Origin of the sequence: Bordetella flabilis, from assembly GCF_001676725.1 — a bacterium.
Lineage (GTDB): Bacteria > Pseudomonadota > Gammaproteobacteria > Burkholderiales > Burkholderiaceae_B > Bordetella_C > Bordetella_C flabilis.
The window spans coordinates 409,230-423,556 of the sequence record NZ_CP016172.1 but is presented as its reverse complement, the minus strand read 5'-3'; the positions used below and the strand labels follow the sequence as shown (position 1 = coordinate 423,556).

The following is a 14,327-nucleotide window of genomic DNA, read 5'->3' as shown; positions in this document are numbered from 1 at the left end:
GTCACTTTTCCCAGGGAAATACGTGCTTCCAATCGCGCTTCATGCTGATGACCGTCCACCCTTGTGCATTGGCCTGGTCATATAGCTCTTGCGTAAAAGTCCCGGCCTTTGTATCCGGCAGTCCTTGCGCCGGGCCGTACGCGTATTCGCGTGCATGGTCATCGTGCATGACCAACATGGCCAGGCGCGCGCCGGCGCCGCCCTTGGTGTATTCCAGCATCTGCCGATCGCCCACCGAATTGCCGAACGCTGCGACTGGCCGGCGTCCAACCATGAAGTGAATACCTTGGGCCTTCCCCGCTTCATCGTTATCGAGAAGCAGCTTGGCCGCCTTGGTCAGCACGGGCTTGCCGTCCTTGCCATAGCCATACGTGACGTCACCCGCGGTTCCAATCACCTGCTCCGGCGGGATGTCATAGACGCGCGCGGCATACACCCGGACGAAATCCTGACCGCCCCCGGTGACGATATAGGTTTTGAACCCGTTCGCCCGCAGATACTGAAGCAGTTCCAACATGGGCTGGTACACCAGGTCGGTGTATGGGCGCCGCCAACGTGGATCCTTGGCTGTATCCAGCCAGTCGCTCACCTCGGCGTTGAATTGCTCCACCGACATTCCTGTCAGGGTAGCGGCGATGATCTTCTCCAGATCCTGGCGCGACAACTTAGACTTGGCGCGCGCATCGTCTGACAGCACGGTCTTGAATGGCTCCGTGGTCTTGAACTCCGGCCTGGTTTGCGCCAATACTGCCACGCGGGTCAGGCAGTACGAGAGCTGGGCATAGATCGGATGTTCGACCCACAGCGTGCCATCCTGGTCGAACGTTGCCACCCGTGCCTCCGGAGGCACGAAGTTCGGATGTGTCTGGTCGGTCGTCTCTTTCACGAAGGAGAGGACCGCGTCTTTTGAACGGCCATCGTTCCAGGAGGGCAGCGGGTCGGCCTGCGCGCCCGCCGGCAAGGCATGTCCCAGCAGGAAAACGCATAGAACCAGCCTGACCAGGCAGGAGGCGAGACGTACGTGGTTCATAGCGACCTCGGATGTCGAATCGGGGCAACGTCGCCCACCTATCACTACTTCTGGGCCACGTACTTCCCGATTTCCTGCGCAGCGCCATCAGCCCAAGTGTCGATGAGGGGTTGCAGGTCTGCCGGCTCGACGCCCCCGGCGCCCTGCGATGCCGCTTCGATACGCTTGCCGGTGCCTCCTCGAACAGCGGCGTACAGCAACTCGTCCGTCATGCTGTCGGTCACCGACGTCTCCATGGCGATGGTCGCGTCCTTCGGTCGACCGCCCTCGGCCACCGCCACGACGCCGGTTATCGCAAGGCCTATGGGAATGTATTGATACGCCTTCAGCGCCTGTGTTTCCGCACCGACGGCCGTGATGGCAATGCGTACGTTGGCCACACCCGCACCCGGTTTGTCGGTCAGCATCACCTGCTGTCCAAATTTCTGGCGTACCGATGTTTCGACATAGGAGCGGATGCTCGCGAGCGTCTCCATCGGAACTTCTTCTGTCGGCTGCGGGTCCGGGTAGTACACCACCGGCTGCAGCAGGATCGCGTTGTAACGAGACGGCGTAAAGTCAGGACTGACGTACGCTCTTCTCGTTCCGCCACCTGGCACGTCCTCGGTCTTCAGCCTGGAATAATCCTTCAGAAAGCCTGAGTCCGTCGGCTTGTTCGTGTTCGCGCAGCCCGACATCAGAAGCGTCGCCAATGCTCCTACACAGACCAGCCTGATCAAATGCGGAATCATGGTATGTCTCCCGAGGATTGTCGCCATGGCCACCGCGCAACTCCTGACACAACCGCCTGACCTGGAGTATGGCCGGCCTCCATTCATCCGCAAGGCCGAGACGTGGATAAAGCACATGCTACGCCGCCAGGCTGCCCGGACCGTCAGCCGAACGATGGCTCCTGTTTGATTAGGCCATTCAGCGACCTCAATGCGGGTTGCTACCGGGTAAACGAGGCTGCAAGGTCGCAAGCGCTCGCGTAGCTTGCGCAGTATTGCCATATCGGATTCGTGGCGCCTTCTTCCGCTGACGACCGAACGGGCCAATAAGTAAAAGCGAAAGAACATTAACCGCCAAGAACGCTTTCGGGCATTCCAAACACTATTGGAAGTGGCCCGGCGGCTACTTTTACGCCCGCCGGCCAGCCGTACTGCCCGACTTGCAACTACTTGCTTTCATAAATCGTTGGGGCTCTGGAGCGGTTTCGGGACCGGCTGCGCGGTTTACGTTTCGCTCCTCCGTGATACCGGTCAAGGAGCGTCGACATGAAGCAACGAATACTGAAGATCCTGCTCGTCTCGGCAGCCTTGCTGCCGGCTGTGCCACCCTTCTGTCAGGCACAGACCCAGGCCCAAGGCCAAGTCCAAAGCCCGCCACAGAGCCAAACCCAGCCAACGGGCCGACAACCGAACATCATTGTGATCATGGGCGACGACATCGGTTGGTTCAACGTCGGCGCCTATCACCAGGGGATCATGGCGAGCAGGACCCCCAACCTGGACAAGATGGCGGCGGAAGGCATGCGGTTCACCGACTATTACGCGGAAGCCAGTTGCACTGCCGGGCGGGCCAACTTCATCACCGGCGAACTGCCCATACGCACGGGCCTGACGACCGTCGGCCAGGCCGGCTCCCCGATCGGGATTCCGGCGGAAGCCGCCACTATCGCTACCGCCCTGAAATCCATGGGATACGCAACTGGACAGTTCGGGAAGAACCACCTTGGCGATCTCAACAAGTTCCTGCCGACCGTACATGGCTTCGATGAATTCTTCGGCTACCTTTATCACCTGGACGCGATGGAAGATCCGGCTCATCCGAACTATCCGCAGGCCCTGAAAGCTACGGTCGGGCCGCGCAATATGGTGCATAGCTGGGCCACGGACACGGAAGACACGACCGAACAACCGCGCTGGGGGAAGATCGGAAAGCAGAGGATCGAAGACGCCGGCCCTCTCTATCCGAAGCGGATGGAGACCGTTGACGACGAAATCCGCGACTTCACCTTGAATTTCATAGACAAGGCCCATACGGAAGGAAAGCCATTTTTTGTCTGGCTGAATCCCACACGGATGCACGTCGTCACCCACTTGTCGGAAAAGTACCAGAGCAGGCGCACCGCGGAAAACGGCTGGTCGATTTCAGAAGCCGGAATGGCACAGCTCGATGACGATATCGGTCTCGTGTTGAAGAAGCTGAAGGACCTGGGCATCGACGACAACACCATCGTCGTATTTACCACGGACAACGGCGCGGAAAACTTCACCTGGCCGGACGGTGGCCAGACTCCCTTCGCGGGCGGCAAGGGGACGGCGCTGGAAGGTGGTTTCCGCGTGCCGGCGATATTGCGCTGGCCAGGCAAGGTGCCTGCGGGAAAAATCGAGAATGGGATCATGTCGGGCATGGACTGGTTCCCTACATTCCTTGCGGCGGCCGGCAATCCGAACATCGCCGAAGAACTTAAAAAGGGCAAGCAACTGGGGGACAGGACTTACCGGATTCACCTGGACGGGTACGACCAGACCGCGCTGATAACCGGCAAGGGTCCATCGGCTCGCCACGAGATCATCTATTTCACGGAAAGCACGCTCTCCGCGGTACGCATCGACGACTATAAATACCGCTTCACCGACCAGCCGAACGGATGGTTGGGTGGGACGATAAAGGTCGACTGGCCTATCCTGACCAACCTGCGACTCGACCCCTTCGAGCGCACCGGCATACCGACGGCCAACGGCGGCTCCCTCAATTTCTACAGCTGGTTCATCTATGAGTTCTGGCGGTTCCAGTTCGTGCAGCAAGAGATCGCGCAACTCGCCCAAACCGCCATCGACTATCCCCCCATGCAAAGAGGTGCGAGTTTCAACCTCGATGCTGTCAAGGCGCAGATCCAGAAGGCCGTAGAGTCGCATGTGGGCAATTGAGTCGGGCGAACCTCGGAGCGTGCTCATGAAACTCGGAACCAAACCACGCTGCATGACGCTGACGGCGATCGGCTTGATCGCTGTCGGGTCGCTCCTCGGCGGCTCACATATCGTGGCGCCGGAAGAACACCGAGGGGCCAGGGCGGGCGATGGCATCGTTGGCCCCGCCGGGATGGTATGGGTCGAGGGCGGAACCTTCCAGATGGGCAGCGATGCGCGGCCGGCCCAGCCGAACGAGCGACCAGCTCATCCGGTCAAGGTGCGCGGATTCTGGATGGATCAGCACCATGTCACCAACGCGCAATTCCGCAAATTCGTAGACGCCACCGGATACATCACAACGGCCGAGCGCAAGCCGGACTGGGAGTCCTTGCGCGTCCAGTTGCCCCCCGGCACGAGCAAGCCGCCCGACGCGGCCCTTGTACCGGGAGGCATGGTGTTTGCCGGAACCTCCGGCCCCGTGGCGCTGGACAACATGGCACTATGGTGGCGGTACGTGGCAGGCGCCGACTGGCGGCACCCGTTGGGCCCCGAGAGCAACATCGACGGCAAGGACGACCATCCCGTGGTCCAGGTGTCGTACGAAGATGCGCAGGCCTATGCGAAGTGGGCACACAAGCGCTTGCCGACCGAAGCGGAATGGGAGTACGCCGCGCGGGGCGGATTGGAGCAGGCCACGTACGCCTGGGGCGACGACTTCACTCCGGCTGGCAAGCAGATGGCCAATGTCTGGCAAGGGCAGCAGGCACAACCCTTCCCCGTCACTGGCGACAACGCCAGGACCTCTCCGGGCACCAGCCCGGTGGGAACGTATCCCCCCAACGGCTATGGCTTGTCCGACATGACCGGCAACGCATGGCAATGGGTGGCCGATTGGTATCGCTTCGACCAGTTCCAGCGGGAGGCGGCCCTGGGCAGGCAGATCATTGATCCGGCCGGACCTTCGGAAAGCTATGACCCGCATGAGCCCGGCGTTCCGGCAAACGCCCCGAAGCGCGTGACGCGAGGCGGCTCATTCCTCTGCAATGAATCCTATTGCCTGAGCTATCGGCCCAGCGCCCGGCGCGGCGCCGACCCGTACAACAGCATGTCCCACCTCGGCTTCCGCTTGGTCATGGACGATACCCGATGGCAGCAGGAGGCGCGCCGCCCGAAAAGTGCAACGCAGGCAATGGCCGGCCCGTAAGCGCAGCGATCCACGAAGAGCGCGATGTCACGTGAAGATGCCATGGGGAGGCTCGATGAAACGCTCACTGTCTGGCCGATGTGCCCGACCTTCGCTGGCGGTCCTTGCATTCGCGGCCTCCACGTCCGCCCTGGCGCAAGCCAGTCCATCCGCCGACACATGGCAGTTCGAAGTGACGCCCTACTTCTGGGCGGCCGGCATGAGCGGCTGGGGGCGTATCGGGGCCCGGACGCCCACGGTCAAATTCGACACCAGCTTTTCGGACGTATGGCGCAATCTGGACGTGGGCGCCATGGGCACCATCGAAGCACGCAAGGGTCGCTGGGGTGTGCTGTTCGACGCCATGTATGTCAAGCTGGGGCAGGACTCGGAGCCATTGGCCGGCGGCGAGCTGGGCACGGCAAAACTGAAAGTATCGCAAACCATATTGCAACTCGCTGGCGCCTACCGGGTCGTCGATGATCGGGTAATGCCCATCGATGTGCTGGGCGGCGCCCGCTATACCTACTTGGACGGCGAGCTCTCCTTTTCGCGAAGTCCACGCTTGCCCAACGGCATCGACCGAAGCAACAACGTCAGCTGGGTCGATGGATTCCTGGGGGTGCGGGCCCGCTACTACCTGACGGACAAATGGTCTGTGCTGGGCTATGCCGACGCGGGAACCGGTGGAACCAAGTATTCCTGGCAGCTTATCGCCGGAACCAACTACGACTTCACGAAGTCGGTGGTGGGAAAGTTTGGCTACCGGATCATCAGCATGAAGTACGAATCCAACAACTTTCTCTATCAAGTCAAGACCGAGGGACTCTATCTGGGCGTAGGCATGAAGTTCTGAACGCTTCATGACGCCCGTTCGCTCTCGGACGGACAGTCCGCCAAGGGTGGCCGCAGGTTGACATTCGTGAAATGGCTATTCGGCACCGACGACGTAGCAGCGATGTCGCTGGAGCGGAACTGGTGCATCGTCTTTCGTCACTGAGCACCCCGCCTCACGGGACAATCGCGCACAAGCCGCCTGATCGCGGCCAGGAGCCCGCACCGTGAACAGACTGCGCGGAAGGAGATGGAATGAGGGTGGCCCACGATACGCAGTGGAGCTATACGGAGACGATGAAGAGATTGCACGACAGTGCGCATACGGCGCAACCGTACGCGAAGGCCAAGACCAACGCCGACGCCGACGCCTGCCTCAACGCCAACGCCGCCGGACACGCAGATCCATCCGGACCTGGGGCGGACAATGTACACGCGGCAGTGATCATGTCCGTGCTATGGAAACGCTGGCCGCCCGATTCCGCCCATGCGGCCCCACCAGGGGCCGAATAGACCTCGGGCGGAATACCTGCTAGGGCGTGGCCTTATCCAGCCATTCGCGCATCGGCGTGGCGCTGATGCCATACGCCTTCTTGCGATACAGCGCTTCCCATCCGGAGCAGGCTACCGGCTGCGCACCCAGTTGCCTTTCCAGCGCGTCTTCCGCCGTTTCGCGGGTGGGATAGCCGCTCAGTTTCCTCAACGCTGGCGCGCCGGCGGCCAGGACCTCGTCCACAAAATCCAGGCAACGCACGACGAAGCTCCGGCTTTCCGAATCGCTGGATGGGTCGCTTTCCACCATGATGCGCACCAGTTGCCCGACCATACACTCCGACACGCCGCAACGCCGGGCGTACGGAAGTATCCAGACGGGGTGGTAATGCGTGTTGCCCAGCAAGTGCGTGTACGCCTGGAAGTGCATGACGGCAGTCTCGTGCGCCAGCTCGACGCAACGCTCCCATTCGCCTTCGCGCCACGCCTGCAAAAGCTCGGCAAGTAAAAGATGGCCGCAGGCCTTGCGGCGATAAAGCAGGTACTGCAGGCGCTGGCGTCCGATCTCCTGGCGCAGGCGTGCCAGGCGAGCCCCGCCTTGGATGTCATGTGAAACGTAAAGCCGGTGCAGGAATACCAGGTCGCGCAGCGGTAACGGCGCAGGTGGCGTTATGAGGTCCCGCCGTGCCGCCTCGTGGAGAAGGCAGATCGCGACTGCCAGGCCGTTCAGCTCGTCCCAGGTCCGGTAGTGGATGTCGACTCTGATGGACGTGCCGGGAACGACGGCATGAATGCAGCAGATCTCCGCGTCGCAGTCCCGTTGCGTGAGCCGGACGCCGCCCCGACCCACCACCCTGCCATAGCGGCCGACATCCACCTGGGCCACGGTCAAGCGCGCGTCTCGAAGTACATAGGCATCGACGTCCGCCTCGGCGCTACCCAGCCCTTCCAGGCACGAGCCGCCGACGAAAGCCGCGTCCCGGTCGGTGAGATAGGCGTGCCCGAGCACGAAAGTGCGCTCCGTGGCGATCGAACCCGCCAACTGAAGCTGCTGTTGTTCGGTAATCTCGTCCATAAATGGTCCTCCAGGTGCGGCGCGGACGCGCCGGCGGATCCCGTGGGCCGGTGAACGATCTCGAAAGATGGGAGCAAGCAGAACCGGCCGCTGACGAAAAAGCGCAGGCCAGTGTGCATAATGGTCCGATGATCTATCGTTCTGGACGGACAAAATCAGACCAGACGGACCGCAAAAGCTTGGAACAACGATGGGCTGCTAGGCGGTTGCCTGGACGGTTTCGACACGCGCCGGTACGGCCTGGTCGCGCCGGACCGACGTCAACGCAATCAGCAGCACCATGGTGATGGCGTAGATCGGGACGCTGCGCATATTCCGGAACATCATTTCCGTAAGGCTGAATACCGTGTAGCCCAGGCAGAACAGCAGGCCGATCTGGGCCCCTACGTGAACGACCGGGTCCGGCGCGAACATGCGCCGGTAGAAAATCGCCGCGGGGATCAGGTACAACCCCAGCATGCTCAGCAAGCCCACGATGCCGTAGCCCGCCAGCGCCGCGATCAGGTCGTTGTGCGGTTCGCCGTAGTCGCTGGCGACCAATGGCGTCACGATGCCCTGGTCGCGCAGTTCGGCGAGATTGGCGCGGAAATTACGGGCGCCGCTGCCCAGTATCGGGTGATCGAGGAACATCAGCCACGACGCATGCCAAAGCTGCATGCGTATCCCCACCGACGTGTCCCGGTTTGCGTCCTGCACGTACGATTCCACATCCGACGCGACCTCGCGCATGCGGCTGTCATGGGCGTGCCACAAGGCGGCGGCGCCCGCCGCCAGCACCAGGGCCAAACAGAGCACGAACACGCATTTGGCCTTGCGGGACCAATGCGCCCGCGACAGCAGGATCACCAGTCCGAACACCGGCAGCAGCATCCAGCTGCTGCGCGTCTGGGAAAGCCAGGCTGCATACAGGCTGACCACTGCGGCGGCGACCTTCAGGCCACGCTCCAGGACGGGCCACCGCGTCAAAGTCCAGGGCAAGGTCAACAACGATGCGAAACCGAAGAACAGGGTCAGGTCGGCAAACGCGACGGCGTTGTACCGGCCGCCAAACTCGCTGACCGCCCCGCGCCCGAGATCCGGGTTGTACATGATGACGATCAGCATGACCGAGCCGGCGAACGCGCTGAACAGCAGGCTCCACTGGATTTGCTGCAGCCACGGCCGTGGCGCGCGCAGCAACAGCCAGCACACCGGGCACGCCAATGCGAAGCGCAGCCATTTCTCGAATTCCGAGCTGCTCCACGCACCGGTATACGCAGAGGTGACCATGACGGCGACGAAGGGAAAAATCAGGGCGACCGGTAGCAGGCCGAGTTCACGCCAATTCCAGGGCTCGTAGCGCCGCAGGGCGTTGTGCGCGATGGCGGCCAGCGCGATCAGGGCGGACAGATACAGGAGGGTTGGACCGCCAGCGGCGCTGGTCAATGCAAGCGCGGGCACAAGCAGGGCGAGTATCGCCGTCAATCGGGGATAGAGCGAGGGCATGGAATCAGATCAATAACCGGGGCAGCGCCGCGCGGGCTGGCTTCTGGGATACAGCCGGCCGAGCTTGCCACCGGATGCTCGGCCAGTCGAACAGCGCGACCGTGAGATCACGCGGCAGTCCAAGGGGGAAGAACGGGGTTGCGCCGGTCGTCCTGCTGTAGCCGGCGGAAGGCCGACATGACGCTGCCAGGAAGCAGCAACTGGCGCCAGAGGCGATCGCGCCAGCGGCCACCGGGAATATAGGCGGGATACACAATGCGCGAAGTAGCCCATGCCGGACGCCAGGCCTTGGTGCGCGTCGGGCGCCCCGTGACGGACAGCGTCGGTACGCCAAGGTTGGAGGCCAGGTGCCCCAGTCCGGATTCGTTGCCGATAAACCAGCCTGACGCGTGGATCAGGGAGGCGACCTCCGACAAGGACGGCAGTTGCGGCACTTTCAGGCCGGCATCGATCAGGAAGGTCCAATCGGCCCGCTCCTGCGGCGCCACCAGGAAATTGGGTTCGTAGCCCGCCTTCAACAGGCGCCTGCCCAGGTCCTCGAAATGACGTGGGGCCCAGCAACGCAGGGCTTCGGTCGAGGTGGGATGCAGGATGATGCGTTCGGGATGGCAGCGGTGTTCGTGGCGGTTCAGCGGCTGCAGGCCGTTGTCGGTGGTCGCCGCCGGCAGATCCAGCTCATCCCGGCAAAAGTCGCGGATCTGGAACAGCTTGACGAAGCCACGCCCGGTAACCACTACATGGGCGTCGTAATAAAAGTAGTTGGAGTGGCAGTCGTGCAGGGTGTATGGCCAGCCGATGTGCATCTGCGCGGCACAGTCGTATTGCGCCAACACCCGCGGCGCGTCACAGGCAGCCAGCGAGGGCTGCACATCCATGCTCGGGAACCAGTCCTTCAGCGTCTGCGCGTAGTCGCCGAACACCGTCACCTGGCGGCCGTGCAGGGCCAGGTTCTGCGCCAGCGTCATCATCAGGAGCGTGTCGCCCAGCCGGGGCGCCATGAGCAGCGCGACCCGTCCCGCCGCGCGCAGGCCGCGCAGCGCCTTTGACCTGTCATACGGGGGCATCTCGCCCGAGGGTTTTGGCATGGTCCTTCTATTCCAAACGGAGCCGCAGTTCCATGGTGGACGATTTTAGGAGTTTGCCTGGAATTAAGTTGCTGTTTGTGACAATATAAAACCTCGTATGTCGCGCCGGGGCGACAGCGCCAGACGCTCGACCATACCCCATGCAAACATACGCCGCGATCCGACCGGCCCCGGCCGGACTGCAAGCCGCGAACCTGGCTCGCGCCAGGGGACCACAGCGGGCAGTGTACCGCGAACGCCTCCCGCCAATTCCGCCCGCCCGGCAAGGAGGAGTAACTTTGATTACGGCACCTGCGACGCAGCAAGTTCCGCGATCGGGCGGGACGCCACGCCCAGGTCGCGCCAATGCGCGGGATGGCAGGTAAACAGCAGAATCTGGTGCCGGGTGCCCGCGTCGAACAGCACGCGCTTCATCTGTGCCAGGCGGACGTCATCGGTGTGCACCAATGCGTCGTCCAGGATGACCAGCGTCGGCCTGCCCGCCTCCCGCAACAGGTCCGCATATGCCAGCCGGCCGATCAATCCCATCTGCTCGCGGGCGCCGAAGCTCAAGGCGTCGAAGGGACTGACCCGGGTTCCATCCCGGCCCGTGCGCGTCAAGGGTCCCAACATCAGGTCTTCATCAATGTCGACCTGCGCCTGCGGGAACAGCAGCTCGACATAGCGTTGCAGGCCGCGCCGCAATGGCGCCTGCAGTTGCCGCGTCAGCGCATTGCGCCGTTCGCCCAGCAGGCCGAGCAGATAGTCCAGGGCGCGGGCCTGCCGTCCCAGCTCCAGCGCCTGGCGCTGCGCCTGGGCCAGATCGCGACTCAGCTCGGCGTGGCGCTCTTCCAGTCCCTGGGCACCGGCAGCCTGAAGTTCCACTTCAAGCCGGACCAGGCGATCGCGCCGCTCGCTGTGACGCTTTTCATGTTGTTCTGCGCTCCTGCGCAGACGCTCGATGTCCTGCTCGAGGATGTCCGGGCGTGCCTGCGCCACCTGGCGCGCCAGGGTCTCGGCGCGCACCTGCGCGGCGTCCCGCTGCGCCATGGCATGGGCCAGATCGCGCTCGACTTCCGCGCGGCGCGCATCGCGGCCTGCGGCGTCCAGCACGGCCTGCGCCGCATCGCGTTCGCGCTGCGCCGCTTCAGCCTGCACCTGCGCCTGCCGAGCGGCCAACTGCGCGGCGTGCAGGCCTTCGGTGGCCTGGCGCAGCGCCTGTTCCGCCGCCACAGCGACCGCCTCGGCCTGCTCGACGGAAAGACCGGCGGCGGCGTCGACCGACGAGGGGGGCGACGGTGCCGTGGATTCGATTTCTGCCAGGCGGGCGCGAGCACCAGCCAGTTCGGCGCGCAGCGCCTCAAGACCGCGCGGGGCCAGGCCTTTCAGGGTCGCTTCGGCGTTGCGAGCCTCGGCCACGTGCATGGCGTGGGCGCCTTGCCGTGCCTGCGCGGCATCGAGCGACGGCACGCCGAGACGCTGCAGCAGAATCTGCTGGCGGGAAAGCAGCTCGTCCAGTTCGCGGCGCAGGGCCGCCAGGTCCGTCCCGCCCGGTACGATCTCGATCGTGCCCTGGCCCGCCAGCGACAAGGTGGTCGACTCGAGCAGCAGGCGTTCGCCGCTACCGGCTACCGTATCCTCGCCGATGTCGATCTGCACGCCCGCCTGCAAGGCGTAACGCAAGCGCGTACCGACGCCGGCCAGGCGCAGCTCCAGCTCGCGCACGGCAAGGTGGACCTCCAGCAAACGTTTGAGGTCCGCCTCGTCGATGCGGCAGGCGGTGGCTTCTCGCTGATGCTCGATGAGCCGGGCTTCTTCCTTTTCTGCGGCGGCAACGGTGTCGAGGACCGCGGCGATCCGGGCCTGCACGGTCTCGCGCTCGCGGGCGAGGTGTCGATGCGCTTCTTGCAAGCGTGCGCTTTGCAGGCGCTCCCGTGCCGCCGCCAGGGCCCGCTCGGCGTCCCTGAGCGTGCTTTGCCAGGGGGCCGCCAGCGCAGCGGCGGCTGCCACGGCTTGTGTGGCGCGGCCCAGCGCTTCCTGGCGCGTGGCGGCGGTCCGCACTTCGGCGTCCAGGGTGTCGAGTTGCGTCACCATCAGCGCGACCCGGCTGTCCCATTGGCCGACCTGGGCCTGCTCCATGGCCAGGGCGTCCTGCAGCGCCTTGATCCCGCGCAACCGCTCCGACGCGGCTTTCTCCTCGGCGCGGAATGTCGCCCACGGCTGTTCCGCGGCATCCTGGGCATGCTCGTGGCGCAGGACGGCCAGCGTATCGACCGTCTGGCGATACGCCGCAATTTCCTGCTGCAAGGCGGACACCGCCGCCTCCAGGCGGGCGGAGGCCTCCAAGGCGGTGGCATATGCGCCCTTGGGCTTGCCCGTGGACGGTGTGAGCAAGGCGTCGCGCGCAGCCTGGACCTCCGCGATCACCTCGTCGCCATGGCTGCTGGCGACTTCGCCCAGCGACCCGTCCAGCGCCGTGCGCAGATGCGCCGTGGCGTACCTTACCGATTCGCGCACGTCCTGCGCGCTGCCCTGCTGGATCCACAGCAAGCCCGGTATGCCCCAGTGATCCGCCTTGCTCGCCCCCTTGCCCGCGTGCTCGAAGCCCATCAGCGTGGCCAGGTGGTCTTCCGCCTCCGCGCCGTCCAGCATGCGTGGTCCGACCTGTAATTCACAACGTTTGCGGGCCAGGAACCGCTTGGTCAGGCGGTACGCCTGGCCGCCGTGCTCGAAGTCCAGCATGACGGTGGGGGATGCCGCGGCGTCGCCCCACGGGCGGAAGTCTTCCGCCGCTCCTGAACGGTAGCGTTCGAAGAAGGCCGCGCGGATAGCCGCCACGACCGTACTCTTGCCGGCTTCATTGGGGCCCGTGAAAAGGTTGATGCCGTCCTGCAGGCTGTCGATCTCGATCGCGTCGCGGAACTGCCTGAACTGCTCGATGCGGATGCGCGTCAACTTCAACCTGCGTCTCCTGCGGGGGCGCTGGGGGGCAGCGCGACGGCACGACCGGCGCGCCGATCCAGGATACCCGCCAGCACGGCCAGCGCGTCGCGGGCGACCTCCGCTTCGGGGCCGTCCTGGGCGCCCCGCAGCGCGGACAATACTTCGCCGAGATAGCCATCGGCCTGCAAAGCGTCCAGGTCCTGCCCGCTGGGTTGCAACGTCAGCTGGGAGAGGTCCGCGAGCAATGCCCGGACAATGCCCTTCGCCTGGCCCAGCGCCTGTTGCAAGCGACGGTAGCCGTCGAGGTCGACGGACCCCGAGCAGGCCAGTTGCACGACATCATTGCCGCCGAAGGCCCCCAGGCGCTGCATGGCCGCGTCCACATCGCTCGGCACCCGCAAGACCAGCTCTTCGGTATGCCAACGAAAGGCGCCGACAGCGACTGGGGCCACGCTGGGCGCGGCGCCCGGACCATCCAGCTCGACGATGAGCACCTGCCCAGATGTATTGCCGCGGAAGCGGTCGGTTTCCGGTGTCCCGCTGTACCAGGTCCGGGTATCGATCTGGCGTTGGCCGTGCCAGTCCCCCAGCGCCAGATAATCCAGCCCGGCTTCGTGCGCCCGGTCCGCCGCGATAGGGTTGGGAGAATCGATGTCCTCCGCCAGCACACCTTGGACGCTGCCGTGCGCCATGCCGATACGCAGCAGCCCGGGCGCGGTTTCCGCACCGGCGAACCACTCGGTCAGGTCGGTATAGGTGTTGCGCTGCGTGAGCGGCGCCGGCAGGATGGCCAGTCCCTGTTCGAGCAAGACCAGGGGCTGCGCCTGCAGGCAGACATGAACATGGGGCGGTATGGCGCCCAGGCGCTGTGCACGGGTCCACACCGACTCGGTCAATGCGGCGTCATGATTGCCGGGGATCAGCACCCAGGGGCCAGCGTAGCCGCCCATGGCGTTGAAAAGACGATGCAGGGTGCGATCGGAGACGGTCTGCGCGTCGAACACGTCGCCCGCCACCAGGGCCGCGTGGACGCGATGTTCGGACGCCAGGGTGGCGATACGTTCAACCACACGGAAACGGGCATCGGCCAGGATTGCGGCGTCATCCGTTTCGAACTGGCCGAACAACTTGCCGATTTGCCAATCTGATGTATGAAGTAATCGCACCACGGCGCGCTCGCTAAGGACTGGTCGAGTTTAGCAGTCGCGGTCGCTGGTCATGCCGGGGCGCCCCAGCCGGTCGTTCGCCGAACCAAGGGAGATTGCGTCGGTGGCGGCGGTCAATCCACCGCCACCGATCAATGACGGTCAGGCCAGGCCCGCCC

10 protein-coding genes are annotated in these 14,327 nt (G+C 64.2%); 3 read left to right on the top strand and 7 right to left on the bottom strand.

Annotated features, from left to right (window positions below; all coding sequences use genetic code 11):
• Position 1: 1 nt before the first annotated feature.
• Both BAU07_RS01895 and BAU07_RS01890 read right to left on the bottom strand, forming a co-directional pair.
• Complete coding sequence (locus BAU07_RS01895; protein ID WP_198168858.1) at positions 2-961, bottom strand: HAD family hydrolase; 960 nt, start codon at positions 959-961, stop codon at positions 2-4.
• A 113-nt stretch (positions 962-1,074) separates the two neighbouring features.
• A complete protein-coding gene (locus BAU07_RS01890; RefSeq protein WP_066664553.1) occupies positions 1,075-1,761 on the bottom strand; it encodes a DUF3313 domain-containing protein in 687 nt (228 codons plus the stop codon).
• Positions 1,762-2,286: 525 nt separating this feature from the next.
• On the opposite strand from BAU07_RS01890, the gene BAU07_RS01885 reads away from it, so the two are divergent.
• Genes BAU07_RS01885 through BAU07_RS01875 form a run of 3 tightly spaced genes read left to right on the top strand, consistent with a single transcriptional unit; the run spans position 2,287 to position 5,966 of the window.
• Complete coding sequence (locus tag BAU07_RS01885; RefSeq protein WP_084025107.1) at positions 2,287-3,945, top strand: arylsulfatase; 1,659 nt, start codon at positions 2,287-2,289, stop codon at positions 3,943-3,945.
• Positions 3,946-3,970: 25 nt separating this feature from the next.
• Positions 3,971-5,131 carry a formylglycine-generating enzyme family protein gene (locus BAU07_RS01880; protein WP_232338227.1) on the top strand — a complete coding sequence of 387 codons (1,161 nt, stop codon included), beginning with the start codon at positions 3,971-3,973 and terminating at the stop codon, positions 5,129-5,131.
• A gap of 55 nt (positions 5,132-5,186) precedes the next feature.
• Positions 5,187-5,966, top strand: coding sequence for a hypothetical protein (locus tag BAU07_RS01875; protein ID WP_066653339.1), 780 nt, complete (start codon positions 5,187-5,189; stop codon positions 5,964-5,966).
• Between the two features lie 510 nt (positions 5,967-6,476).
• Here BAU07_RS01875 and BAU07_RS01865 read toward each other — a convergent pair.
• The 5 genes from BAU07_RS01865 to BAU07_RS01845 all read right to left on the bottom strand — a co-directional run bounded on the left by BAU07_RS01865 (position 6,477) and on the right by BAU07_RS01845 (position 14,172).
• Positions 6,477-7,511, bottom strand: coding sequence for a hypothetical protein (locus tag BAU07_RS01865; RefSeq protein WP_066653337.1), 1,035 nt, complete (start codon positions 7,509-7,511; stop codon positions 6,477-6,479).
• Between the two features lie 198 nt (positions 7,512-7,709).
• The gene (locus BAU07_RS01860; protein WP_066653335.1) at positions 7,710-8,996 is read right to left on the bottom strand and encodes an O-antigen ligase family protein; all 1,287 of its coding nucleotides are present in this window, start codon (positions 8,994-8,996) and stop codon (positions 7,710-7,712) included.
• Between the two features lie 107 nt (positions 8,997-9,103).
• Complete coding sequence (locus tag BAU07_RS01855; RefSeq protein ID WP_066653331.1) at positions 9,104-10,081, bottom strand: glycosyltransferase family 9 protein; 978 nt, start codon at positions 10,079-10,081, stop codon at positions 9,104-9,106.
• A gap of 282 nt (positions 10,082-10,363) precedes the next feature.
• Positions 10,364-13,021 (bottom strand): AAA family ATPase, encoded by a 2,658-nt coding sequence (locus tag BAU07_RS01850; protein WP_066653328.1) that lies wholly within the window; start codon positions 13,019-13,021, stop codon positions 10,364-10,366.
• Positions 13,018-14,172, bottom strand: a complete 1,155-nt coding sequence (locus tag BAU07_RS01845) for a metallophosphoesterase family protein (protein WP_066653325.1) — start codon at positions 14,170-14,172, stop codon at positions 13,018-13,020. Before BAU07_RS01845 ends, BAU07_RS01850 begins: the two co-directional genes overlap by 4 nt.
• Positions 14,173-14,327: the final 155 nt, after the last annotated feature.

Bases quoted from the DNA above. Each gene is read 5' to 3' on its own strand.
- BAU07_RS01890 (WP_066664553.1), bottom strand. From the start codon at position 1,761: ATGATTCCGCATTTGATCAGGCTGGTCTGTGTAGGAGCATTGGCGACG.
- BAU07_RS01885 (WP_084025107.1), top strand. From the start codon at position 2,287: ATGAAGCAACGAATACTGAAGATCCTGCTCGTCTCGGCAGCCTTGCTG.
- BAU07_RS01880 (WP_232338227.1), top strand. From the start codon at position 3,971: ATGAAACTCGGAACCAAACCACGCTGCATGACGCTGACGGCGATCGGC.
- BAU07_RS01875 (WP_066653339.1), top strand. From the start codon at position 5,187: ATGAAACGCTCACTGTCTGGCCGATGTGCCCGACCTTCGCTGGCGGTC.
- BAU07_RS01865 (WP_066653337.1), bottom strand. From the start codon at position 7,511: ATGGACGAGATTACCGAACAACAGCAGCTTCAGTTGGCGGGTTCGATC.
- BAU07_RS01860 (WP_066653335.1), bottom strand. From the start codon at position 8,996: ATGCCCTCGCTCTATCCCCGATTGACGGCGATACTCGCCCTGCTTGTG.
- BAU07_RS01855 (WP_066653331.1), bottom strand. From the start codon at position 10,081: ATGCCAAAACCCTCGGGCGAGATGCCCCCGTATGACAGGTCAAAGGCG.